The sequence below is a fragment of the Methylobacterium sp. C25 genome, from assembly GCF_021352225.1.
In the GTDB taxonomy this organism is placed as follows: Bacteria; Pseudomonadota; Alphaproteobacteria; order Rhizobiales; family Beijerinckiaceae; genus Methylobacterium.
On sequence record NZ_JAAUVI010000001.1, the window covers coordinates 442,278 to 464,164 of the forward strand.

The following is a 21,887-nucleotide window of genomic DNA, read 5'->3' on the forward strand; positions in this document are numbered from 1 at the left end:
TTTGTAGTCAAGCTGCCTGGGAGCTCGCCGGTCGGTCGCGGATCAGGGCGACGACATCCTCCCAGCGGGACACGAAGGCCGCGACACAGGCAGGGTCGAAATGCGTACCGGCTTGCTCCTCGAGGTGAGCACGCGCCGTTTCCGGCGACCAGGCCGGCTTGTAAACCCGAGCCGAAATCAGTGCATCGAACACGTCAGCTACGGCGACGATTCGGCCAGAGAGCGGGATCTCGTCGCCCTTGAGTCCCTGCGGATAGCCCTTCCCGTCCCAGCGCTCGTGATGCGTCAGAGCGATCTCCGAGGCGAGCTGGAGCAGGCGCGACGGGCTGTCATGCAGCATGCGATAGCCGCGAAGCGCGTGCTGCTTCATCTCCTCGCGCTCGGCATCGGTCAGGGGGCCGGGCTTCAGCAGGATGCCGTCGGGAATGCCGATCTTACCGATGTCGTGCATGGTGGAGGCAAGCGCGATGTCGTTGGCTTCGGCCTCCGACAGTCCCAGCCCCTCGGCAACCGCGATGGTGCAGCCGGCGACGCGCGTCAGGTGATCACCGGCCTGATCGTCCCGGAATTCGGCTGCCAGCATCAGCCGTCGGACGATCTCGCGCTCGCGAGCGGACACCTCCGCGACGGCACGTTCGACCTGCTCGTTCATGACCTGCGCCTGCCGGTCGCTGTCCCGGCGGGCGGCGGCGAGCTCGATCAGGGTCCTCAATCGGATCTGAAGATCCAGAGTGTCGACCGGCTTCAGCATGACGTCGGTCGCCCCTGCCTGGAGGGCAGCACGACGCTCGGTGCGGCCTTCGCCCGCGGTGACGATCAGAATGGGAACATGCGCCAGGACCGGCACGGCGCGCAGCGATCGGGTGAGCGCGAAGGCGTCCACGACAGCATCGTGTTCGATCACGATCACGTCAGATGGCTGTACGGACAGGTCGGCGAGCGCGGCATGGGCGCTCTCGATGACGCGCGTCGTGCAATCGAAGGCGCGCAACGCGAGGACGAGCTGGATCGGGGTCTTGGCCGCAACGACCGCCACGAGGGCGTTGCCAGTCTCCGCGCTCAGCATATCCCGGTTCCTGTCGGCCGATACCTGCCGAGCCGATGCCCGCCCGCATCGCAACGACTGACGACATCTAGCCGAGAGCCGTTAACCGCAATTGAAGGCGCGCCAGTCGAGACGTTCCGGTCGTGCCAGTGCAGGCCGTTCGTCAGAGCAGCCTGCGTTGCGATCAGCGGCGGCCGCTCGACCCGAAGCCTCCACCGCCCCGCGCGCCCTCATCGCCGGGCGGGATCTCGTCGACGACCTCGAATTCCGGCTGGGCGACCCGCACCACGACGAGTTGGGCGATGCGGTCCCCGGGCTCGATCACGATCCGGGAGGCAGGCTGATCGGGCGCGGGTGTCGGATTGCGGTTCCAGGCCGAGATCAGCAACGGCCCCTCGTAGTCGGCATCGATTACACCGGTGCCGTTGCCGAGCACGAGCCCATCGCGGTGGCCGAGGCCGGAGCGCGGCAGCACGAATCCGCACCACTCCGGATCGCGAATCATCACCGAGATACCAGACGGGATCAGAATGGCCGACGCCTGCGGCTCCAGAACCAGCGGCTCATCGAGGCAGGCAAAGAGGTCGAGCCCGGCGGAATGGGACGAGCCGCGGCGAGGGAAGCCCCAGGACGTGACACGCGGATCGAGCACACGGACGGCGATCCGCATCACACCGCCGCAAGGTCGTGCGGAAACCCGGTCATCGTCATGGCCCATCTCTCCGTTCAGATGGGGTGCCGATAGCGGCCTCCGTCGCGTGCCACAACCGTGCACGGTCGACGGAATTGCACGGGCGGCCCTAACCTCCGCGCCGTATCGGCTCGTCACGAAACACGGAGCGGCCCATGCCCAAGATCGATCTCGATGCTGTGCCCGTGCGCAAGGGCTCGGGCTATCCGGCCCCGTTCGACGTCCCCTGCGCCACCCGCATCCGGCGGCGTCTCGGGGATGCCGGCGGCCTGCGGGATTTCGGGATCAACCTGATGCGCTTGCCTCCCGGCGGATGGTCGAGCCAGCGTCACTGGCACAGCCACGAGGACGAGTTCGTCTATGTGGTCGAGGGGGAGTTGGTCCTCGTCGAGGATGGCGGCGAGATGCTTCTGCGGGCCGGCGATTGCGCTGCCTTCCCGAAAAACAGCGGCAACGGGCATCACATGATCAACCGCTCGTCGGCAGAGGCGGTCTATCTCGAAGTCGGCGCTCGCGACATGGATGATCTCACCACTTGCTCGGACATCGACATGAAGAGCGCCAACAAGGACGGACGCTTCGTGCGGAAGGACGGCACGCCGTATCCGTTACCGCAGGCGGCACGCAGCTGACGGCGCAGCCCGATGCCGTGCTGGATCGCCGGTCTCGACGGCTGCCGCGGCGCCTGGGCCGGCGTGTTGCTCGATCTCGACGCACCCGAGAGCTTCCGCGCCGAGCGCTTCACCACAGTCGCAGATCTGCTCGACGCGCCAGAGGCGCCGGCTGTCGTCGGCATCGATGTGCCGATCGGCTTGCCCGACAAGATGATCGGCAGCGGGCGGACGGCGGATCGAGCCGCGCGCGCGCTTCTCGGAGCGCAGCGTTCCAGTGTCTTCCCGGTGCCACCGCGATCGGCAGTCCATGCCCCGGACTACGAGACGGCCAAGGCGCTTTCACGCGCTCATTCCGATCCGCCTTTCGCGCCTTCGATCCAATGCTGGAATATCTTGCGCTACGTGAGGGAAGTCGATCGCCTTCTGCTCCAGCGACCGGAGTGCCGCAGACGCCTGCACGAGGTTCACCCGGAGGTGGCCTTCTTTCGCCTCAACGGCGACCGCCGGCTGCAGGCCGGCAAGAAGGGGCCTCACCGGCAGGAAGGCCTCGAAGATCGGCGAAGGCTCCTGATCGGCGCGGGTCTTCCCGAAGCTCTCGTGCGGTCGGATCCGCCACGAGGTGTAGGTCGGGACGATCATATCGATGCCATGGCGGCATTGATCGTTGCCCGAGACATCGCCCTTGGACATGCATTGCCGCTCCCAGCGACGATCGAGCGGGATGCCTATGGCCTGCCCATCGTGATCTGGGCGCCGGGCGATCTTTCCTGATAGGGCTCGACCATGACCTCCGACTCCCCGCTTGCCATCCGCCATATCGCGCGCGCCCTCGTGTTCGATCCGGCCGACCGCCTTCTGCTGATCGAATACAAGGCGGTCCGGCCGGCGCCCTCGAACCCGGATTCGAAGAATTTCTGGTTCATGCCGGGCGGCGGGTTGGAGCCGGGCGAGAGCCACGAGGAGGCCTGCCGGCGCGAGCTCGGCGAGGAGATCGGCGTCCACGATGTCGTGCTCGGTCCCCAAGTCGCGCTCTGCGACGGCCCCTTCCTGCTGTTCGACAAGTCCCGCGACGCCCGCGAGCGCTATTTTCTCGTTCGCCTGCCCGACGACTGCGTCGACACCAGCCGCCTCGCCGAGACGGAGGACAATCCGGTAGTGGGCACGCGCTGGTGGCCGCTCGACGAACTCGCCGCGACCGATCTCCGTGTCGAGCCGGCCGGCCTCGTCGATCTCGCGCGCCGGATCGTGCGGGGCGACGTGCCCGTCACGCCAACGGTCTTGCACTGGCACGGAGCCTGAGTGATCTCTCGTGCCGTGATCGGCTCAAATTCAAGAAAGCCGAGAGGAGAGAGCGACGATGTTTCCGGCCGTACTGACCGAAGGATACCGCAGCTTCCTGGGCGAGCGTCTCCCCCAGGAGAGAAAGAAATACCAGCGCCTCGCCGAGGGCCAGGATCCGGACGTTCTGCTGATCGGATGCTGCGACAGTCGGGTCGCCCCCGAAGTGATCTTCGATGTCGGCCCCGGCGAGATCTTCACGATCCGCAACGTCGCCAACATCGTTCCCCCCTTTGAGGAAGGCGGCGGGTATCACGGCACGTCTTCCGCGATCGAGTTCGCCGTCCAGGGACTGAACGTGAAGCACATCGTCGTCCTGGGGCACGCCACCTGCGGTGGCATCAAGGCCTACGCGAAAGGTGCAAAACCGCTTTCGCCGGGAGACTTCATCGGCAAGTGGGTCAGCCTCGTCGAACCGGCCGCCAAGGCTCTCGAAGCCCGAGGGGATTCCGCCGACGCGCCGGATTACCTCACGCGCCTGGAATTCGCCTCGATCGCCCAGAGCCTGGAAAACCTTCTGACCTTCGGCTTCGTGCGCGAGCGGGTCGAGCGCGGTGATCTGCACCTGCACGGGGCCCATTTCGGGATCGAGAAGGGCGAGTTGCTGATCCGCAATCCAGGGACCGGCGAGTTTCAGTCCGTCGTGGAGCGCGACGGCAAGAGCTTGAGACCATCGGCGTTGATCGGCTGCTCGGAGCCCTGACGGGGCTGAATGACCGGGCCTGATCAGGGATGGTCAGGCCGCCCGGTCGTCGGCGCGTTGAGCCAGATCCTTGCTGAGTTCGAGCAAGGTCATGTCCAAGAGCACCTTCAGGCGGAAGGGTGCGTTGGAGGGCAGCCGCTTTTTCGCGTTGCGGCAAAGTTCAATGACCGACTCGATCTTCTGTCTTTCTTTTGTATCCAGAATAACCTCCTCGGCTTCTTTCGCATTCGATATGATGCGATAGTTTTGACAAACGCATTCATCATGCAGAACGATCAAATTCTTTAATTTTATTTTGCGATCTGTTCAAAACATTAACGCAAGTTTACTCAGCCCCGTCTTTCAACGGTAGCCGGCAGCCTTGAGCGGTCCGAAAATTCTAGAAACATTCTCTGCCGCTGCCAAGTCATGCATGAAATACTCGCATATGCACATGTCCCGTCGTCGCGATTAAAAAGGAAGCATTCCCGATCATCCTCGCATGGGAGCAGCGCTCGCCATTTGCCGAAGACATGAAGACGCACCACAGTTCTGAAGAGCCGTCGGTCTAAGAGAAAAATGTCGACGAGGCGGGCTCTCGCGTTTCCCCGCGTGCGAAACCGATCTAGCGTCTGCGACGTCTTACGGAGGGTTTCGCGTCTTGAAGACACTGCTGGTTCCGATCGCCTTGCATGATGCGCTGCCCTCGGTCTTCGAGACGGCGCTTCTCGTCTCCCAGCGCTTCGGCAGCATGATCGAGGGCGTGTCGCTGCGGCCGGCCCTCGCGGAATACGTGCCCGTCGACATGGTCGGCGGCATGACCTGGCTGAGAGACGAAGAAGCCGACCGGGCCGAGGCCGAATCCGCAGGCCAGCGCTTCGTCGCCTTCATGGAGGCTGCGGGATTGCCGCGTCGCGATCCCGTCGGCTCTTGCGCGCCCGAAGTCGCGGTGAGCGCAGGCCCCCGCTTTCGGTGGCGGACCGATGCGCCGCCCGGTGACGCCTTCCTGGGTCAATATGCCCGTCTGTTCGCGGCCACCATCGTCGGCAGGCCCGGCACTGACGACGCCGCGCCGCGCATGACCACCGTCGAGACAGCCCTGTTCGAGAGCGGCCGTCCGATCCTGCTGGCGCCGCCTCGGCCGCCTTCGTCACTCGGCGAGACGATCATCGTCGCCTGGAACGGCTCGACAGAGACCGCCCGCGCCGTGGCTTTCGCGATGCCGTTCCTGCGCCGCGCCCGGCGCGTCATGGTGCTCAGCGCCGAGGGCGGCATGGTACCCGGTCCCAGTGCCGAGGAGGTCGCCCGCTCATTGGCCTGCGAAGGAATCGAGGCGTCTCACAAGGCACTGCCCGCCGGCCGTCTCACCCCGGGCGAAGTGTTTCTCGACGAGGCCGCGAATTTCGGCTGCGACTTGCTGATCAAGGGTGCCTACACGCAGAGCCGGCTGCGCCAGATGATCTTCGGTGGTCCGACCAGTCACATCCTGTCGCACGCCCAGATCCCTGTACTGATGGCCCATTGAGGGTGGACACCGCCCCCCAGGGGCTTGGCATGCTTCCCGCGTGTGGCAGCCCCGCGATTGCAAATGGCCCGCGAGCCATCTAAAGTCCTGATAGGACTGAACTTTTTAAGTATTCTAAACTGCAATCGGGGCCTTGCATCGGCTCGGAATCGCCACGAAGTCGAAGCATCTCGGCACGAGGCATTCCCGGCGGGCACGACTCGATCGGCCCCCATTCGACGAGCCCGCGACCAAACGCATGATCGTCTGTTCCTGTAACATCCTCTCGGATGGCCAAGTCCGGGGCTGTATCACGCCGGGTCCCGGCTGCCCGCGAACGCCCGCCCAGGTCTATGCCTGTCTCGGATGCAGCGCGAAATGCGGTCGCTGCGCCCGCACGATCCGCTCCATCATGCAGACGGCTTTGATGGAAGCGGGCGGCGATGCACACGCCTCCTGCGCCACGAGTTGCTCCACCCCTTGCAGTTTGGGACAATTCCAAACTACAGAGGACCTCGAAGAGGTCGCAGCCTAGACGTTTCGTCGCGCCAGCTACGACCCTCGCATACGAGAGGAGAGTAGCGAATGAAGGGCGATGCCAAGGTCGTCGAGTATCTCAACCGAGGCCTGCGCAGCGAGCTGACCGCCGTAAGCCAGTACTGGCTTCATTTCCGTATGCTCAACGACTGGGGCTACGTCGAGCTCGCCAAGTTCTGGCGCAAAGAGTCGATCGAGGAGATGAACCACGCGGATAAGTTCATCGACCGGATCCTGTTCCTCGACGGCTTCCCGAACCTCCAGGAGCTCGATCCGCTGCGGATCGGCCAGAACGTTCAAGAGATCATCGAGTGCGATCTCGCTGCCGAGAACGAAGCACGGGCGCTCTACCTCGAAGCCGCGAAGTACTGCGAGTCGATCAACGACCGTGTCTCGAAGAACCTCTTCGAGCATCTCGCCGAGGATGAGGAAGGCCATATCGACTTCCTCGAGACCCAACTCGACCTGATTGGCCAGATCGGCCTGCCGCTCTACGCGCAGAAGCATGTGGGCGGCCTCGAGCAGATCCAGCCCGAGAAGGACTGACATCGCGCAAGAGGTCGAGCCGCGGCGGTTGAAGGCAGCCGCGGCCGGCCTTGCGATGGGGAAGCGACCGGCGCCGTCCGCCCGTAGCGTGATCGGCAACGGTATGCGACATCAGGCGGAGAGAATGCCTCGCGGGCTGACAGGCTCGACTGGACGGCATACCGCCTGTTTCCCACGAGCGAGTCCCGTTGAGTAAGCGCAGGTCCACACCACGCCGGGCATCCGAAACTCCCCTGGAGGATATCGGCGAGGCGCTTACACCGAACCCGCTGCTCAAGCCCGAGCAACGCTCGGACGACATCGACCAGTCGATCCGGCCCTTGAGCCTGTCCGAATTCATCGGGCAGCGGGCGGGCCGCGCTCAGCTCAAATTGGCGATCGACTCGGCAAAGTCGCGCAAGGATGCCCTCGATCACGTGTTGTTCGTTGGGCCGCCAGGCCTCGGCAAGACGACGCTCGCGCAGATCGTGGCGCGCGAGCTCGGCGTCAACTTCCGCTCGACCTCCGGCCCGGTCATCGCAAAGGCCGGCGATCTCGCCGCGCAGCTCACCAATCTCGAAGAGGGTGACGTCCTCTTCATCGACGAGATCCATCGCCTCAATCCGGCGGTGGAAGAGATCCTCTATCCGGCCATGGAGGACTATCAGCTCGACCTCATCATCGGTGAGGGGCCTGCCGCCCGCTCGGTGAAGATCGAACTGCCGAAATTCACCCTCGTCGGCGCCACCACCCGCGCCGGACTGCTGACCACGCCGCTGCGCGACCGCTTCGGCATCCCGATCCGGCTCGAATTCTACGATATCGACGAGTTGGAGCAGATCGTCGCCCGCGGCGCGCGAGTGCTCGGCCTGCCCATGGCGGCGGAGGGCGCCAACGAGATCGCCAAGCGTGCCCGTGGGACACCGCGCATCGCCGGTCGGCTGCTACGCCGGGTGCGCGACTTCGCCGTGGTCTCCGAAGCGGAGAGCGTGACGCGCGCCGTTGCCGACCGCGCCCTCAAGCTGCTCGACGTCGACCCGGCCGGACTCGACGTGATGGACCGCAAGTATCTGACGATGATCGCGACCTCCTTTGGCGGCGGCCCCGTCGGCATCGAAACCATCGCCGCCGCCCTCTCCGAGCCACGCGACGCCATCGAGGACATCATCGAGCCCTACCTGATCCAGAAGGGCTTCGTGCAACGCACGCCCCGCGGGCGGGTGCTCACGGCCCATTCCTTCCGGCATCTCGGGCTGGCCGAACCGAAGCGCGATCCCGGCACACAGTTCGGCCTGTTCGGCGGCGACGACCCGAACGACTGAACGGCGTCGAGGCCGCTCGACGCGATGCAGCCCATCGACGGCACTGCCAGCCACGCCGCCGACAGCGAGACACGGCGCCTCGCGGTTACGTCGCGCGATCGTAGCGCCGAACGGTCGGATCGGCCGAGTGAGAGCTGACCTTCAGCCCTGCCGCTGTGCCTGCGTCACCGCCACGTGGATCAGTTCGGCCAGGGTGCGCACGCCGAGCTTCTGGCGCATCTGCGAGCAGGCATTGGTGACGGTCTTGTAGCTGACCGACAATTCCGAGGCGATGGTGCCGTAGGACTTGCCCTGGGCGAGACGCGCCAGGATCTGCTGCTCGCGCGGCGTCAGCTGCGTCTCCGGCGTACGGCGCGGGTCGGCCCGCAGCATCGCCACCTCGGTGGCGAGCCGGCGGTCGAGATAGACCTCCCCGATCCGCACCTGCTCGAAGGCCTGGTACAGCTCGTTCGAGGCGTGGTCCTTGAGCACGTAGCCGAGCGCTCCCGCCTCCAACGCCCGCGAGACGATGACCGGGTCGTTGTGCATCGAGAAGACGAGGATGCGCGTGCTCGGCTCGACGGCCCGCATGCGCCGGATCAGGCCGAGCCCGGCAAGGCCGTTGCCCTGGAAGGTGAGGTCGCAGATGACCACCGGGGGGCGCAGCCGGAAGAAGGCGCGGTAGCCCGAGACGACGCCGGTGGCCTCGGCAACGGTCTCGATGCCGGCATCCTCGAGGACGCGGCGGCATCCCTGCAGCACGATCGGATGGTCGTCGATGACGAGCACCGGAAGAACGGCGCGGCTACGGCTCGGGTCGGGACGGGTCAGGGCGTTCATGATGCTGGCGCGTTCAGGACGAGGGCGGGGCTGGCGGATGCTCGGACCGGACATCCTCGGCTACCTCGGGCTCGATGGGGATGACAATCCGCACAACCGCTCCGGGAGCCGCATTGTCAAGCGCGAAGGTGCCGTCGAGGGCTTCGACGCGCTCGCGCATGCCGGACAGGCCGAGCCCGGTGCCGTGCGAGTGCGGCAATCCCGTGCCGTCGTCTCGGATGACGACGTGCAAAGTCGAGAGGCCACCGCCGGAAGATCCGCGGCGCTCATGGGCCTCGGCCCGGACATGCGTGGCCCCGCCGTGGCGGACGGCATTGGTCATGCTTTCCTGGATGCAGCGGAACACGGTCAGATCAACGAGGTCACCGTAACCGCGCGCCAGACCCTCGAAGCTGCCTTCGAACGCCGTACCGGGATGACGCCTGCCAAAATCCGCGAGCAGCAGATTCAGGCACTCGGAGAGCGGCACCTGACCAAGCGCATGGGGACGAAGCCGATTGAGCAGCTCACGGTTGCGGGCCTGAACCTGGCCGACGATGCCGCCGATCTCGGCCGCACGCGCGGCGAGCTTGCCGCGATCCGGTGTGCTTTCTCCGTCTGCAATGCGAGCGATCGAGGACGCATTGGCCTCCAGGGCGAACAGGCAGGGGCCGAATTCGTCGTGCAGTTCGAGGGCGATCCGACGTCCCTCGTCGTCCTGCGCCGTCAGCAATTGGCGGTTGAGCCGGCCATTTGCCGCCCGGGCTTCTCCCAGGGCACCGGCGACACTGTTGAAGCGTTCTGCGATCACCGCCAGTTCACGAGAGGCCGGCGCATCGAGATGGGCCGTGTAGTCGTGGCGCTCGAGACGGGTCAGCCCATCGGCGAGACGCTCCAGGGGTTTCAGGACGCGCCCGAAGGCGATGGCGAGAGCAGCCAAAACCGCGAGATTGAGGAGCAGACTCGCCAGCGATAGCGACACCGCGTAACCCCAGACCTCGTCGATCTCATCCAAGGGCTCCGCGGTGACCACCGCCTTGCCGATCGGACTTCCGTTCACGACGATCGGCAATTCGTGCTGCTCGGGCGGAGGCGCGATCAGCGCCACGAACCAGGACGGCGCGACGTGATCGTCTCGGCGCAGGTTCGGCAGCACGAAGCCGATCCGCTCGCCCTTCGCATCGAAGACCGCGACCCGCACGTGCCGCAGGGTTTGGAGGCGCAGATCGAGGGTGTGGAGCAGGTTCTCGGGCGATGGGTTGCGCGCCATGCGAATGGTGTCGGCAACCAGCGGCTCGACGGTGGCCCGCGTCGCATTCATCTCCACGATCACGGCGGAGCGCGCATTCAGCACCATTACCGCGCAGCAGACGATCGCGGCGAGGACATCGATTGCAAGCACCACCAAGATGAGCCGCGTGCGCGTCGGCAGGCTCGCCCAGATGGAGGCGCGGCGTCGCACCGCATCCCGGTCGACGATTTGGTGATCGAACTCCGTGCTTTTCGGCATCATGGTCATCGGCGCGGCATTCAGATCGGTGTCACATCCATCCGCGCCAGCCCCGAACTCGGGATATTTCGGCAAAGGACCATCGGATAAGGCACTTGGGTCCTTGCTGTTTTCGCTCGTTCGAACTTCGCCGATCACCGGGACGATGTCCATGACGCGGGACGACCAGATGCACTGATGATTCTCTTAGGAGGAAGTGTGCGACGGGATGCGAGGCGGCCGCATGAAGAGCGCCAATCTGGAGACGAGACAGGAGTGTAAGCCGCTCCCGAGAGTCTCGCCGCGCCCCATACCGGGATTGGTCAAGTGCAGGCCGGTGACCCTTCCTTAATCGTGCGCGCCTAGATCAGTTTCTGTGAGAATGTTGGGTCACGACGACTGTGCCCAGCGCTTCAGACATCTTGTAGCCGCAATGTCGGGGTCGGGTCGTTGCCATTGTACAACGTTCGAGAGTCCGATCTGATGACGGTAAACATCGATCCGTCCGAGGTCCGAGGCGGCGCCTCTCCCGCACCGTCGTTTGCCAAGGCTCGCCTGCGGCTGCCGCTGCGCACGATGCTGATCGGCGGCCTCGGCGGAGCCGGGCTGATCGCCTTCACCGTCGGCGCCTTCTCGTTCTTTTCGACGCTTGCGGATCCACGCGCCCGCTTGCCGAAGCCGATGCAGTCCGCGGCCTCAATGCCCGATTTGAAGGACGGCCTGCCTGCGCTGGTCGACAGCAACGGCCCGGCCAAGGCAACGACCTTCAATCTGCCGCGTCCCACGGCCACCGAGCCCGTGGAGGCATCGCAGCCGATCGTCCAGAAGGCTGCCGTCGCGACGCCCGTTGCCGACCCCGCTCCTGAGCCGGCCAAGGAGGCCGTTGCCGCAGCACCGGCCGCCAAGCCGGAGGCCGTCGCGAGTGCCGCGGCCTTCGATCCGCAGGCGCCGGCCCTTCGCACTGGCCCGACCCCGCCCCAGATCCAGAACGCGGCGACGGTCCCCGCAACCCGGACGGCCGCGATCGTCGCGCCGCCAGTCCGTACCGTCGCGACCATCGCGCCGGCCCGCGCCGAGACGGTGAAGGCAAAGCCTGTGCAGGCGGCTTCCATCGCTCCCGTGGCTTCGCCGAGCCACGAGCCGGACGCGCAGGCGGAGCCGACCTCAACCGCGACCGTGACCTCCCCTCCCCCGGCGCATAAGGCCGTTGCGGCCAAGCCGACGGTGCAGAAGGCGGCTGCGCGCAAGGCGACCGCGAAGACCGCTTCGGCCGAGCCGGACGATGCCCCGGCGGCAACGCCCGCTGCAGCAAGCAGCGACGATTCCGATATTCCGGGCGCCCGTCAGTTCCGGGCTGGCGTCAAGGCGATCACCGGAATCTTCGGCGGCGACACCAAGGAGGACTGAGCCGGTAGACGGCTCAGGCCAGCCGGACGCGTTCAGCCATGCTGGCGCTTCGGCTTTCCAACTTCGCGACGATGCTTGTTGGCACGCGGGCTATGCTTCTTCGGCGGCGGAGCCCCCTCACCCGCCAGCCTCTCGATGGCGACGTCGGGCGGCCCGCGCTCGAAGGCGGCCGCGAAGTCGGCAGCAGCCGTTGCGCGGATCTCGAACTTGGTCTCGCGCTCGAAGATCCGGATCGCGCCGATGTCGCCGCGCCCGATCTTGCCGCGACGGGTCAGCATCGGCAGCAGACGGCGCGGATCGGCGGAGTCCCGGCGACCGAGATTGAGCCGGAACCAGACCGAGGGACCATCTTCGCCGACGCGGGGCGCGCCGACCGGCACGGCGCCACGCTCGCCGGCTGCGGCCTTGCGCTGGCTCTGGCGTGACTCCGTGGAAAAGTTCGGATCACCGACCTCCTCGGGGGCCGGGATGCGGGCGCGGTAGGCGCGGGCGAGCGCTGCGGCGAGCTTCTCGGGAGGCAGCTTGGCGAGCAGGGCATCGGCCCATTCCCGGTCTTCCTCGTTCGGCTCCTCGCTGAAGGACGGGTCGTCGAGCATACGCTCGCGATCGAGGACGCGAACCTCGTCGGCGGTGGGCGGGCCGCTCCACTCATAGCTGACGCCGGCGATCGCGAGCATCTGCTCGGCACGGCGGCGCCGCGAGCCGGCGACGAGCAGCACGCTGGTGCCCTTGCGCCCGGCACGGCCCGTGCGGCCGCTACGGTGCTGCATCACCTCGGCATCGTGCGGCAGGTCGGCATGGATGACGAGGTCGAGACCCGGCAGATCGATGCCGCGGGCGGCGACGTCGGTGGCGACGCAGACCCGCGCGCGGCCATCGCGCAGGGCCTGGAGCGCCGCGTTGCGCTCGCCCTGGCCGAGTTCGCCCGACAGCGCCACGGCGGTGAAGCCGCGCTCGATCAGCGAGGCCTGGAGATGGCGCACGCCCTCGCGGGTATTGCAGAACACGATCGAGGTCGGCGCATCGACGTAACGCAGCACGTTGACGACGGCGTGCTCGATCTCGCGCGGATAGACCCGCACGGCCCGGTACTGGATGTCCGCATGCCCGCGCGAGGCGCCGGCCACGGCCAGCCGCAGGGCGTCGCGCTGGTAACGCTCGGCGAGCGCAGTGATGAGCTTCGGCAGCGTGGCGGAGAAGAGCAGCGTGCGCCGCGTCGGAGGCGCTGCGGAGAGAATGAATTCGAGGTCGTCGCGGAACCCGAGATCGAGCATCTCGTCGGCTTCGTCGAGCACGACGGCCGCGAGCGTCTCGGTCTTGAGGCGGCCGCGCTCGATATGGTCGCGCAGGCGCCCCGGCGTACCGACCACGATATGGACGCCGGCATCGAGTGCCCTCGCCTCGCGGCGCGGGTCCATGCCGCCGACGCAGGGCACCACCCGCGCACCGGTCTCGGCGTAGAGCCAGGACAGCTCGCGCTCGACCTGCAGAGCCAGCTCGCGCGTCGGCGCGATCACCAGCGCGAGCGGGGCGCCGGGAGGCGGTAGCGTCTCGTCCTCTCCGAGCAGGCGTTCGGCGAGGGCGATGCCGAAGGCCACGGTCTTGCCCGACCCGGTCTGAGCCGAGACCAGCAGGTCGCGGCCCTGGGACCCGGCATCGAGCACGGCCTCCTGAACCGGGGTCGGCTCTTCGTAGCCGCGTGCGGCGAGCGTCCGCGCGAGCGGGGCTGGAAGTATCGGAAACGGCACGGGCAATCGACCTTGGAGTCTTGGGGCGGGCAACGCTGGGCGGCCCGCGATCCGTCCGGCGGCAAGCCGGTCTCGGATGAGAAGCAGACGCGCTTCCTACGCGCACCCGGCCCGGAAGGCCACGGCCAGCGACGCATGCCGCTCGTGCGATGCGGCACGTCCCGCGCTGCAGTGGAAAATTGTCCATCCCTTCATCGGGTTGTCGCGCCGACCGACGCATGCCACGAAACCGTGTCGCTGTGGGAAAGGGAGAGGATGGGAACGCTTCTGCGCTTGGTGGTCGCCTGGGCGAGCGTGGCGGCCTTCGCCGTGTTCGGCACCGGCTGGCTCGGAGATCTGGCCTCGCCACTCTGGGTGACCGGGCTGTTCCTCTGGCTCTTCCTCGTCATCATGTGGTCGGCCTTCGGCGTTGTGCACGAAGCGGAAGACCTGGCGCATCGTCTCGGCGAGCCGCTCGGCACGCTGATCCTCACCCTCTCCATCGTCATCATCGAGGTGGTGCTGGTCTCCGCCGTGATGCTGTCAGCCAAGGATGCGCCGACGCTCGGGCGCGACACGATGTTCGCCGTCCTGATGATCGTCCTGAACGGCGTCGTGGGCCTCGGCCTGCTGATCGGCGGCCTGCGCCACCACCAGCAGCGCTACAACTTGAAGGGCGCCGCCGCCTTCCTGTCGGTCATCATTCCGCTGACGGTGATCGCGCTGATCATCCCGAACTTCACGACCTCGACGACGAACGGCTCTCTCACGCCTTTCCAGGCAATCTCGTTCTCGATCTTCACGATCGCGCTCTACGGCGTCTTTCTGCTGATCCAGACCAACCGGCACAAGAGCTTCTTCCTGGAAGCCGAGGCGGAGGAGAGCGAGGCCGCGCCTGAAGGGCACAAGGGCGAGGCTTCGGCCAAGGCCGTCCTGATCCATACGGCTCTTCTGCTCGCCAACATCCTGCCGATCGTGCTGCTCGCAAAGAGCCTCGCCAAGCTGCTCGACCACGGCATCGCCGCGCTTGGCGCGCCGCACGCGCTCGGCGGCGTGCTCATCGCCGGGATCGTGTTCACGCCAGAAGGGATCAGCGCGCTCAAGGCCGTCTCGCGCAACGAGCTGCAGCGGGCGATCAACCTCTGCCTCGGCGCGGCCACATCGACGGTCGGCCTCACCGTGCCGGCGATCCTCGCCGTCGGCCTCATCACCCACCAGACCGTCATCCTAGGCCTCGCCCCCACCGAGATGACGCTGCTGGCGGTCACCCTGATCCTGAGCACGCTGACCTTTTCCGGCACCCGCACGACGGTGCTGGAAGGGGCGGTGCATCTAGTGCTGTTCTTCGTCTACCTGACGCTGATCTTCTCGCCGTGAGTTGAACGATGGACGTGCTCATCATCGGCGCCGGCGTGATCGGTCTCGCCGTTGGGCGAGCACTGGCCCTGCGCGGGCACGACGTCATCGTGGCGGAGGCTGCAACGGCCTTCGGGACTGGCGTGTCATCCCGCAGCTCCGAAGTGATCCATGGTGGCATGTATTACCCGGCCGGGTCGCTGCGCGCGCTCCACTGCGTCGAGGGACGCCGCCTGCTCTACGCGTTCTGCGAGCGCCACGGTGTCCCACATCGCGCCTGCGGCAAGCTGATCGTCGCGACCTCGGAGGGCGAGCGCGCCAGTATCGAGGCGATCCAGGCCCGTGGGCTCGCCAACGGCGTCGAAGGTCTGAGGCTGCTCGAGGGCGCGGAAGCGCGGCGGCTCGAACCCAACCTCGCCTGCGTCGCCGCAATCGACTCGCCGGAGACCGGCATCATCGACAGCCACGCGCTGATGCTGGCGCTTCTGGGGACGATCGAGGATGCGGGCGGAACACTGGCGCTACGCACGCCGGTCGGCTCGATGCGGCGCGTCGCCAACCGCTGGAGGGTCGATTTCGGCGGCCCAAGCCCTGGGACCCTCGACGTCGATGCCGTCGTGAATGCCGCAGGGCTCGGCGCGCAGACCGTCGCCCGAGCGATCGAGGGTTATTCCGCAGAGCGCGTGCCACGGCAGGTCCTCGCCAAGGGGCGCTATTTCGGCTGCATGGGTAAGCCGGCCTTCACGCGGCTCATCTATCCGGCCCCGGTCGAGGGCGGTCTCGGCACCCATCTCACGCTGGATCTCGCCGGGCGGATGCGCTTCGGCCCGGACGTCGCATGGATCGAGACGCCCGATTATACGGTCGAGCCCGAAATGGCCGCCGTGTTCGAGGCGTCGATCCGGCGCTATTGGCCGGGGCTGCCGGCTGGACGTCTGACGCCTGACTATGCCGGGATCCGTCCCAAACTCTCCGGGCCCGGCGAACCGGCCGCCGATTTCGTGATCGACGGTCCGGACGAGCAGGGTCTTCCCGGCCTTGTCCAATTGTTCGGTATCGAGAGCCCTGGTCTGACGTCGTCCCTGTCGCTTGCTGAGCATGTGGCCGACCAGCTGCGGGCCTGAAGGCAGAGTCAGCCGCCGAAGCGCTCGGTGCGGATGGCGCCCGGCTTCACCCCGGCATCGACGAGCAGATCCGAGACCGTGCCGACGAAGGCATTGCCGCCGCAGACGAAGACGTGGCGTGGCTTGCCGATATGGTCGAGGGCGGTCTCGATCATGACCCGGTCGACGCGGCGCCCGGCCGTGGCGCCCTCCCGGGTCGTCAGCAGGGTGAGATCGAAGCCCGGTTCGTCGCGCGCGCGCGCCTCCAACTCCTCCCGCAGGATCGCCTCCGCCGCCTCGCGCACGGAATAGATCAGCAGCATCGGCGTCTCGCTGCCAGTCTCGGCGCGCGCCCGCAGCATCGAGAGCAGCGGCACCACGCCGGACCCGCCGCCGATCAGGAGGACGGGGCCGCCATCCTCGGGCGACCAGACGAAGGACCCGCCGATCGGCCCGCGCAGCTCGACCTCGTCACCGACCTCGGCGATATCGGCGAAGTAGCTCGACACCTCTCCGCCCGTGAGCCCCTCGATCATCAATTCGAGCCCGTCAGCGTCACCCGGGGCAGAAGCAATCGAGTAGCTGCGCTGCGCCTGATAGCCGTCCGGCGCCGTGAGGCGCAGTTCGACGTGCTGGCCGGCCCGATGAGTCCCGTCGAGTCCCGTAAAACGCACGCTCTTCACGCGCGGTGTCACCGGCGTGATCGCGCCAATCCTGGCTTTACGCCAGGGCACCCTGTCTGCGGCCACGTCAGTCTCCGGTGAAGCGCTGCTCGCGCCAGGGATCGCCATACATGTGATAGCCGCGAAGCTCCCAGAATCCGCCCTCGTCCTTCCGGGTGAAGCGCAAGCCCTTCACCCATTTCGGGCTCTTCCAGAAATAGAGATGCGGCACGAGTAGGCGTGCAGGGCCGCCATGATCGGGCGGGATCGGCTTGCCCTCGTAGGAGGTCGCCACCATCGCCCGGCCACCGCGTAGATCCGCGACCGGCACGTTGGTGGTATAGTCGTCGAAACCTTCGAACAACGTGAAGTCCGTCGGCGGCTCGATCCCAACATCGGCCAGGATGTCGTCGAAGCTCACGCCCTCCCAGGCGGTGTCGAACTTCGACCACTTGGTGACGCAGTGGATGTCACCCTTCCAGCGGGTATGCGGCAGCCGCGCGAATTCGGCCCAGGTCCAGCTCTTCAACGGCCGGGGGCCATCGCGCAGGGTGAAGCTCCAGGTCTCCTCCGTCACCCGAGGCGTGGGCCCGAGCTGCAACACCGGAAAGTCCTCGGTGAGATACTGGCCCGGCGGCAGACGCGCAGCGACGTCGGCCTTCGGCGGCCGGCCTGTAAAGCCCCGTGTCACCATCCGTCCCTCCACTCTCTCGCCGCACCCGGCCTCAGCGCCCCGATATGCTCCTTGAGCTCGTGGAGTTCAAAGGCCGCCTCGGCGCGCTCGATTACTTGTTTTTGGGAGGACCGTAGGGAGGGCGCGGGATCGCGCGGTGCGCTGCACGCAGAGCGGCCGACCAGCGCTCGCGCAGGTCGTGGAAATAGGGCTCTCCGGCCTCGATCCGGTGATCGACTTCGAGGGTCAGGGCTCCGCGGCGCGCCACCGCGATGTCGATCGGCAGCCCAACGCCGAGGTTCGAGCGCATCGTCGAGTCCATCGAGACCAGAGCAACCTTGAGGGCGTCGTAAAGGTCGAGACTCGAAGTAACCGCGCGGTCGAGGATCGGCTTGCCGTATTTGTGCTCACCGATCTGCAGGAAGGGCGAGTCCTTCCCGCATTCGATGAAGTTGCCGGCCGAGTAGACCATGAACAGCCGCATCTCGCCGGTGCCGATCTGGCCACCGAGCAGGAAGGAGACCTCGAAGCGGATATTGGCCCGTTCGAAGCCTTCGTGCTCGATCTTGCGGACCTGCCGGACGGCTCGGCCGACGAGTTGCGCCGCCTTGAACATGCTCGGCACGTCAACGAGCTTCTCGGGCGGCTGCCCCTCGACGTCGTCGACGCCCTCGCGCAGCAGGCTCAGGACGGACTGCGTCACCGAGAGGTTGCCGGCGGAGGCGAGCATGATCACCCGCTCGCCCGGGACGTTGAACAGCTGCAGCTTTCGGAAGGTCGAGATGTCGTCGAGCCCCGCATTGGTGCGGGTATCGGCGATCATCACCAGCCCATCCTCGACCAGGACTCCGACGCAGTACGTCATCGCGACAGAGGCCTCGTCACGGGGGAAATCGGGCGCCCGGATCGCATATCGGGCTGGCGTGGCGCAAGGCCGTCGATTGGTGAGGCGGTCAGCCCTGAGACTGGCTCTGGGCGAGCATCGCCTCGTCGACCCGCAGGCGCACTTCCAGACCTTCCGTGCCGCCACCGACACGACTGCCGCGGATCGGGGCTGCGCCGAGATAATCGAGGCCGATCGCAACTCGGACATGGGCATCGGTCGTCGAGATGCCGTGGGCCGCGTCGAAGCCGACCCAACCGAGGCCCGGCACCAACGCCTCTGCCCAGGCATGTCCGGTACGCTGCTCGTCCACCTCTTCCTCGGAACGGACATAGCCGGAGACGTAGCGGGTCGGGATCTCGAGATGGCGCGCCGCCGCGATGAAGACGTGCGCCATGTCCTGGCAGACGCCCTTGCCGGCTTCGAACGAGGCGGATGCCGTGGTGCTGGCGCTGGTCGGACCCGGCTCGAAGGCCACGCGTTCGGGGATCGCGGCGAGGAGCTTGTGCAGCACCGACAGGCGTTCACCCGCGCCGCCCGACGTGGTCTCGTGTGCGAAGGCCTGGATCTCGGGGCTCGGCTCGGTCAACGGCGTCTCGCGCAGGTAGAACGGCTCGGGCAGCCGTTCCACTGCGCCGCGCACGATGCCGGCGGTATCGAAGGTCTCGACCTCGCCGGTCACGCGCACGGTGAGCGCATCGGCCGCCTCGTCGGCAGTGAACCAGTGGACGATGTTGCCGAACCCGTCCTCGCGCGCCGTCAGCCGCCCGTCGACCGAGGGCTCGATCCGCCACTCGCGCACGTGTTGCCCATCGTGGTCGCGCGGGGTCAGCCGGAGGACCTGAATCAGGCCGCGTGCCGGTTGCTCGTAGGTGTAGATCGTGTCGTGAACGACGCGGATGCGCATGCCTGAATCCCGGATGCGTGGGGTGAGCGAGGAGCGGTTGGCGCGAGCCTATATCAGATACTGGTCGCTGATTGCCGCCCCGAGCTTGTTGTTCTCGCCGATGAAGGCCTCGATGAACTCGTGCAGCCCCGAGGCGAAGATCCGGTCGATGTCGGCGTTGTGCAGATAGCTGCGCAGGTTGCTCGCCAGCCGCTGGCTCTCACCGCGGCGACCGTAGGAATCCGCGATCAGGTCGAGATGTTCCACCAGCATGCCGACGCAGTTGGTGAGCGAGCGCGGCATCTGGCGGTTGAAGATCAGGAGGTCGGCGACGAGCACCGGCTTGATGCTCTCGCGGTAGACCCAATGATAGGCGTTGAAAGCCGACACTTCGCGCAGGATCGTGGTCCACTGGAAATAGTCGAGCGTGCCGCCGACACGCTCCGAGGCCGGCAGCAGGATCTGGTACTTCACGTCGAGGATGCGGGCCGTGTTGTCGGCCCGCTCGATCGCCATACCGAGGCGGGTGAACCAGTAGCCGTCGTTGCGCAGCATCGTGCGGTAGGCCGAGCCGTCGAAGGCCAGCGAAACCTGCTTCACCCAATCGAGGAACTGCGAGAACTCGTCCCGCGACAGCTCGCGGCCTTCGTAGCTGCGCAGCTCCAGCCAGGCGCCGTTAATCGCGTCCCACATCTCGGTGGTCAGCGCCGTGCGGATCGAGCGGGCATTCTCGCGGGCGGTCTCGATGCAGGAGCGGATCGAGGACGGGTTGTGCCGCGAGAAGGCGAGGAAGTCGCAGACGGTGTGCTCGTTGACGGCGTCGTAGTGCTTCTTGAACTCGTCGGCGTCGCCCGTGGATTCGAGTGCCGATGCCCACTCGTTGCTTGCCCGGCCACCGTAGCTCGACGGCAGGGCGGCCAGGCGATGCGCCGCATCGAGGATGCGCGCGACGAAATCGGCACGCTCGGCGTAGCGCGAGAGCCAGTAGAGGTTGTCGGCGGTGCGGGACAGCATGGCTCAGGTCACGGCTGCGTCGGGCCCGAAAAGGCCGATATGGGAGGAAAGAGCGAGAATGTCGTCGCAAGCGGCGGCCCGAACCGCTACCCCGCGACGCGGAATTGCTTGAAAAAGGGGCATCTGCTCACTTCCTGCGCAGCTCCTTTGGAAGGCGGGCCCAGCAGCCGCCTCTGCGTTGCGCAATCCGGTCAAGCGTCGAGCACCCATGTGTCCTTGGTGCCGCCGCCCTGGCTGGAATTGACGACGAGCGAGCCCTCCTTCAGCGCCACGCGGGTCAGGCCGCCCGGCACGATGCGGATCTCGTCGGCCCCGGCGAGCACGAAGGGGCGCAGGTCGACGTGGCGCGGCGCGACGCCGGAGGCGACGAAGGTCGGGCAGGTCGAAAGCGACAGCGTCGGCTGAGCAATGAACCCGTCCGGCGCATGGCGCAGCCGCTTGCCGAACTCCTCGATCTCGCGGCGAGTCGCGTGTGGGCCGACCAGCATGCCGTAGCCGCCCGAGCCGTTGACCTCCTTCACGACGAGATCCTTGAGGTTATCCATCACGTAGGAGAAGGCCTCCTTCTCGCGGCAACGATAGGTCGGCACGTTGTGTAGAATCGGCTCCTCGCCCGTGAAGAACTTCACGATTTCAGGCATATAGCTGTAGACGGCCTTGTCATCCGAGATGCCGGTGCCGACGGCGTTCGACAACGTGACGTTGCCGCGCTCATAGGCGTTCATCAGGCCGGGCACGCCGAGGACGCTGTCCGGCCGGAAGACCAGCGGATCGAGGAAGGCATCGTCCAGCCGGCGGTAGATCACGTCGACGCGACGCGGCCCCTCGGTGGTGCGCATGTAGACGACGTCGTCCTTGGTGAAGAGATCGCCTGCCTCCACCAGCTCGACGCCGAGTTTGTCCGCCAGGAACGAGTGCTCGTAGAAGGCCGAGTTGTAGCGGCCCGGCGTCAGCAGCACGACGGTCGGATCGCGCGTCGCCGATTGCGGAGCGAGGCTGCGCAAGGTGGCGAGCAGGGCATCGGGATAGTTCTCGACCGGCGCGACGCGATGGCGCGAGAACAGCTCCGGGAAGAGCCGCAGCATCACCTCGCGGTTCTCCAGCATGTAGGAGACGCCCGAGGGCGTGCGGGCATTGTCCTCGAGGACGAAGAAGTCCTTCTCGCCGGTGCGGACGATGTCGATGCCGGCGATGTGGACGTAGAGATCGTGCGGCACCCGGAAGGCGCGCATCTCCATCTGGTAGTGCTGGTTCCGATAGACCAGATCGGCCGGGATCACGCCCGCCTTGATGCACTCCTCCGCGCCGTAGATGTCGTTGAGGAACATGTTGAGCGCGGTGACGCGCTGCTTCAGTCCCCGCTCCAGAAAATCCCATTCCGGCTTGGTCAAAACCCGCGGAATGATGTCGAACGGGATCAGCCGCTCGGTGGAATCATTCGAGCCGTAAACGGCGAAGGTGATGCCGATGCGCCGAAACAGCATTTCGGCCTGGCTGCGGCGGGTGTTGAAATGCTCGGGCGGAGTCTTGTCGAGCCAAGCCTTCAGAGTGTCGTAGGCGTCGCGGACCGGTCCTCCGGCGGGCAGATCTCCCGGCCCGTTCATTTCGTCGAAGGCTTTCGCCAGCGCCAT

General features: G+C 66.5%; 23 protein-coding genes. 11 read left to right on the plus strand and 12 right to left on the minus strand.

Annotated features, from left to right (window positions below; translation table 11 throughout):
* Positions 1-7 precede the first annotated feature (7 nt).
* Positions 8-1,066, minus strand: a complete 1,059-nt coding sequence (locus tag HCU64_RS02095) for an HD-GYP domain-containing protein (protein WP_233382132.1) — start codon at positions 1,064-1,066, stop codon at positions 8-10.
* Between the two features lie 163 nt (positions 1,067-1,229).
* Positions 1,230-1,715 carry a dUTP diphosphatase gene (gene dut, locus HCU64_RS02100; protein ID WP_233382133.1) on the minus strand — a complete coding sequence of 162 codons (486 nt, stop codon included), beginning with the start codon at positions 1,713-1,715 and terminating at the stop codon, positions 1,230-1,232.
* Positions 1,716-1,891: 176 nt separating this feature from the next.
* Here dut and HCU64_RS02105 point away from each other — a divergent pair, with 176 nt between their 5' ends.
* From HCU64_RS02105 to HCU64_RS02120, 4 genes are read left to right on the plus strand one after another with little or no spacing between them, the layout of a single operon-like run.
* Complete coding sequence (locus HCU64_RS02105) at positions 1,892-2,368, plus strand: cupin domain-containing protein (RefSeq protein ID WP_233382134.1); 477 nt, start codon at positions 1,892-1,894, stop codon at positions 2,366-2,368.
* A 12-nt stretch (positions 2,369-2,380) separates the two neighbouring features.
* Positions 2,381-3,121 (plus strand): DUF429 domain-containing protein, encoded by a 741-nt coding sequence (locus HCU64_RS02110; RefSeq protein WP_233382135.1) that lies wholly within the window; start codon positions 2,381-2,383, stop codon positions 3,119-3,121.
* Positions 3,122-3,133: 12 nt separating this feature from the next.
* Entirely contained in the window at positions 3,134-3,649 is a 516-nt protein-coding gene (locus tag HCU64_RS02115) for an NUDIX hydrolase (protein ID WP_233382136.1), read from the plus strand.
* A gap of 58 nt (positions 3,650-3,707) precedes the next feature.
* Positions 3,708-4,391, plus strand: coding sequence for a carbonic anhydrase (locus HCU64_RS02120; RefSeq protein WP_233382137.1), 684 nt, complete (start codon positions 3,708-3,710; stop codon positions 4,389-4,391).
* Between the two features lie 33 nt (positions 4,392-4,424).
* On the opposite strand, the gene HCU64_RS02125 is transcribed toward HCU64_RS02120, so the two are convergent.
* The gene (locus tag HCU64_RS02125) at positions 4,425-4,670 is read right to left on the minus strand and encodes a hypothetical protein (RefSeq protein WP_233382138.1); all 246 of its coding nucleotides are present in this window, start codon (positions 4,668-4,670) and stop codon (positions 4,425-4,427) included.
* Between the two features lie 361 nt (positions 4,671-5,031).
* On the opposite strand from HCU64_RS02125, the gene HCU64_RS02130 reads away from it, so the two are divergent.
* From HCU64_RS02130 to ruvB, 4 genes are all read left to right on the plus strand, one after another.
* Positions 5,032-5,895, plus strand: coding sequence for a universal stress protein (locus HCU64_RS02130; RefSeq protein WP_233382139.1), 864 nt, complete (start codon positions 5,032-5,034; stop codon positions 5,893-5,895).
* Between the two features lie 238 nt (positions 5,896-6,133).
* Positions 6,134-6,409 (plus strand): (2Fe-2S)-binding protein, encoded by a 276-nt coding sequence (locus tag HCU64_RS02135; RefSeq protein ID WP_233382140.1) that lies wholly within the window; start codon positions 6,134-6,136, stop codon positions 6,407-6,409.
* Between the two features lie 50 nt (positions 6,410-6,459).
* Positions 6,460-6,957, plus strand: a complete 498-nt coding sequence (bfr, locus tag HCU64_RS02140) for a bacterioferritin (RefSeq protein WP_233382141.1) — start codon at positions 6,460-6,462, stop codon at positions 6,955-6,957.
* Between the two features lie 242 nt (positions 6,958-7,199).
* Positions 7,200-8,258, plus strand: a complete 1,059-nt coding sequence (ruvB, locus tag HCU64_RS02145; protein ID WP_325169954.1) for a Holliday junction branch migration DNA helicase RuvB — start codon at positions 7,200-7,202, stop codon at positions 8,256-8,258.
* 141 nt (positions 8,259-8,399) lie between these two features.
* Here ruvB and HCU64_RS02150 read toward each other — a convergent pair whose 3' ends face one another.
* Positions 8,400-9,077, minus strand: coding sequence for a response regulator (locus tag HCU64_RS02150; RefSeq protein ID WP_233382142.1), 678 nt, complete (start codon positions 9,075-9,077; stop codon positions 8,400-8,402).
* Between the two features lie 13 nt (positions 9,078-9,090).
* Entirely contained in the window at positions 9,091-10,569 is a 1,479-nt protein-coding gene (locus HCU64_RS02155) for an ATP-binding protein (RefSeq protein WP_233382143.1), read from the minus strand.
* 459 nt (positions 10,570-11,028) lie between these two features.
* Here HCU64_RS02155 and HCU64_RS02160 point away from each other — a divergent pair, with 459 nt between their 5' ends.
* On the plus strand, positions 11,029-11,952 hold the full coding sequence (locus HCU64_RS02160) for a hypothetical protein (protein WP_233382144.1): 924 nt from the start codon (positions 11,029-11,031) through the stop codon (positions 11,950-11,952).
* Between the two features lie 32 nt (positions 11,953-11,984).
* Here HCU64_RS02160 and HCU64_RS02165 read toward each other — a convergent pair whose 3' ends face one another.
* On the minus strand, positions 11,985-13,700 hold the full coding sequence (locus HCU64_RS02165) for a DEAD/DEAH box helicase (protein ID WP_233382145.1): 1,716 nt from the start codon (positions 13,698-13,700) through the stop codon (positions 11,985-11,987).
* A 255-nt stretch (positions 13,701-13,955) separates the two neighbouring features.
* Here HCU64_RS02165 and HCU64_RS02170 point away from each other — a divergent pair, with 255 nt between their 5' ends.
* Positions 13,956-15,056, plus strand: coding sequence for a calcium:proton antiporter (locus HCU64_RS02170; protein ID WP_233382146.1), 1,101 nt, complete (start codon positions 13,956-13,958; stop codon positions 15,054-15,056).
* An 8-nt stretch (positions 15,057-15,064) separates the two neighbouring features.
* Complete coding sequence (locus HCU64_RS02175) at positions 15,065-16,159, plus strand: NAD(P)/FAD-dependent oxidoreductase (RefSeq protein ID WP_233382147.1); 1,095 nt, start codon at positions 15,065-15,067, stop codon at positions 16,157-16,159.
* A gap of 8 nt (positions 16,160-16,167) precedes the next feature.
* Here HCU64_RS02175 and HCU64_RS02180 read toward each other — a convergent pair whose 3' ends face one another.
* From HCU64_RS02180 to HCU64_RS02205, 6 genes are all read right to left on the minus strand, one after another.
* The gene (locus tag HCU64_RS02180; RefSeq protein ID WP_233382148.1) at positions 16,168-16,929 is read right to left on the minus strand and encodes a ferredoxin reductase; all 762 of its coding nucleotides are present in this window, start codon (positions 16,927-16,929) and stop codon (positions 16,168-16,170) included.
* Positions 16,889-17,494 carry a sulfite oxidase-like oxidoreductase gene (locus tag HCU64_RS02185; protein WP_233382149.1) on the minus strand — a complete coding sequence of 202 codons (606 nt, stop codon included), beginning with the start codon at positions 17,492-17,494 and terminating at the stop codon, positions 16,889-16,891. Before HCU64_RS02185 ends, HCU64_RS02180 begins: the two co-directional genes overlap by 41 nt.
* A gap of 91 nt (positions 17,495-17,585) precedes the next feature.
* Entirely contained in the window at positions 17,586-18,338 is a 753-nt protein-coding gene (locus HCU64_RS02190; protein WP_233382150.1) for a peptidase, read from the minus strand.
* Positions 18,339-18,426: 88 nt separating this feature from the next.
* Complete coding sequence (locus HCU64_RS02195) at positions 18,427-19,263, minus strand: transglutaminase family protein (protein WP_233382151.1); 837 nt, start codon at positions 19,261-19,263, stop codon at positions 18,427-18,429.
* Between the two features lie 48 nt (positions 19,264-19,311).
* A complete protein-coding gene (locus HCU64_RS02200; RefSeq protein WP_233382152.1) occupies positions 19,312-20,256 on the minus strand; it encodes an alpha-E domain-containing protein in 945 nt (314 codons plus the stop codon).
* A 191-nt stretch (positions 20,257-20,447) separates the two neighbouring features.
* The gene (locus tag HCU64_RS02205; RefSeq protein WP_233382153.1) at positions 20,448-21,887 is read right to left on the minus strand and encodes a circularly permuted type 2 ATP-grasp protein; all 1,440 of its coding nucleotides are present in this window, start codon (positions 21,885-21,887) and stop codon (positions 20,448-20,450) included.

Coding starts and splice junctions, on each gene's coding strand:
- HCU64_RS02095 (WP_233382132.1), bottom strand. CDS start 1,066: ATGCTGAGCGCGGAGACTGGCAACGCCCTCGTGGCGGTCGTTGCGGCC.
- dut (WP_233382133.1), bottom strand. CDS start 1,715: ATGCGGATCGCCGTCCGTGTGCTCGATCCGCGTGTCACGTCCTGGGGC.
- HCU64_RS02105 (WP_233382134.1), top strand. CDS start 1,892: ATGCCCAAGATCGATCTCGATGCTGTGCCCGTGCGCAAGGGCTCGGGC.
- HCU64_RS02110 (WP_233382135.1), top strand. CDS start 2,381: ATGCCGTGCTGGATCGCCGGTCTCGACGGCTGCCGCGGCGCCTGGGCC.
- HCU64_RS02115 (WP_233382136.1), top strand. CDS start 3,134: ATGACCTCCGACTCCCCGCTTGCCATCCGCCATATCGCGCGCGCCCTC.
- HCU64_RS02120 (WP_233382137.1), top strand. CDS start 3,708: ATGTTTCCGGCCGTACTGACCGAAGGATACCGCAGCTTCCTGGGCGAG.
- HCU64_RS02135 (WP_233382140.1), top strand. CDS start 6,134: ATGATCGTCTGTTCCTGTAACATCCTCTCGGATGGCCAAGTCCGGGGC.
- bfr (WP_233382141.1), top strand. CDS start 6,460: ATGAAGGGCGATGCCAAGGTCGTCGAGTATCTCAACCGAGGCCTGCGC.
- HCU64_RS02150 (WP_233382142.1), bottom strand. CDS start 9,077: ATGAACGCCCTGACCCGTCCCGACCCGAGCCGTAGCCGCGCCGTTCTT.
- HCU64_RS02155 (WP_233382143.1), bottom strand. CDS start 10,569: ATGATGCCGAAAAGCACGGAGTTCGATCACCAAATCGTCGACCGGGAT.
- HCU64_RS02160 (WP_233382144.1), top strand. CDS start 11,029: ATGACGGTAAACATCGATCCGTCCGAGGTCCGAGGCGGCGCCTCTCCC.
- HCU64_RS02170 (WP_233382146.1), top strand. CDS start 13,956: ATGGGAACGCTTCTGCGCTTGGTGGTCGCCTGGGCGAGCGTGGCGGCC.
- HCU64_RS02175 (WP_233382147.1), top strand. CDS start 15,065: ATGGACGTGCTCATCATCGGCGCCGGCGTGATCGGTCTCGCCGTTGGG.
- HCU64_RS02180 (WP_233382148.1), bottom strand. CDS start 16,929: ATGGCGATCCCTGGCGCGAGCAGCGCTTCACCGGAGACTGACGTGGCC.
- HCU64_RS02185 (WP_233382149.1), bottom strand. CDS start 17,494: ATGGTGACACGGGGCTTTACAGGCCGGCCGCCGAAGGCCGACGTCGCT.
- HCU64_RS02190 (WP_233382150.1), bottom strand. CDS start 18,338: ATGACGTACTGCGTCGGAGTCCTGGTCGAGGATGGGCTGGTGATGATC.
- HCU64_RS02195 (WP_233382151.1), bottom strand. CDS start 19,263: ATGCGCATCCGCGTCGTTCACGACACGATCTACACCTACGAGCAACCG.
- HCU64_RS02200 (WP_233382152.1), bottom strand. CDS start 20,256: ATGCTGTCCCGCACCGCCGACAACCTCTACTGGCTCTCGCGCTACGCC.
- HCU64_RS02205 (WP_233382153.1), bottom strand. CDS start 21,887: ATGGCGCTGGCGAAAGCCTTCGACGAAATGAACGGGCCGGGAGATCTG.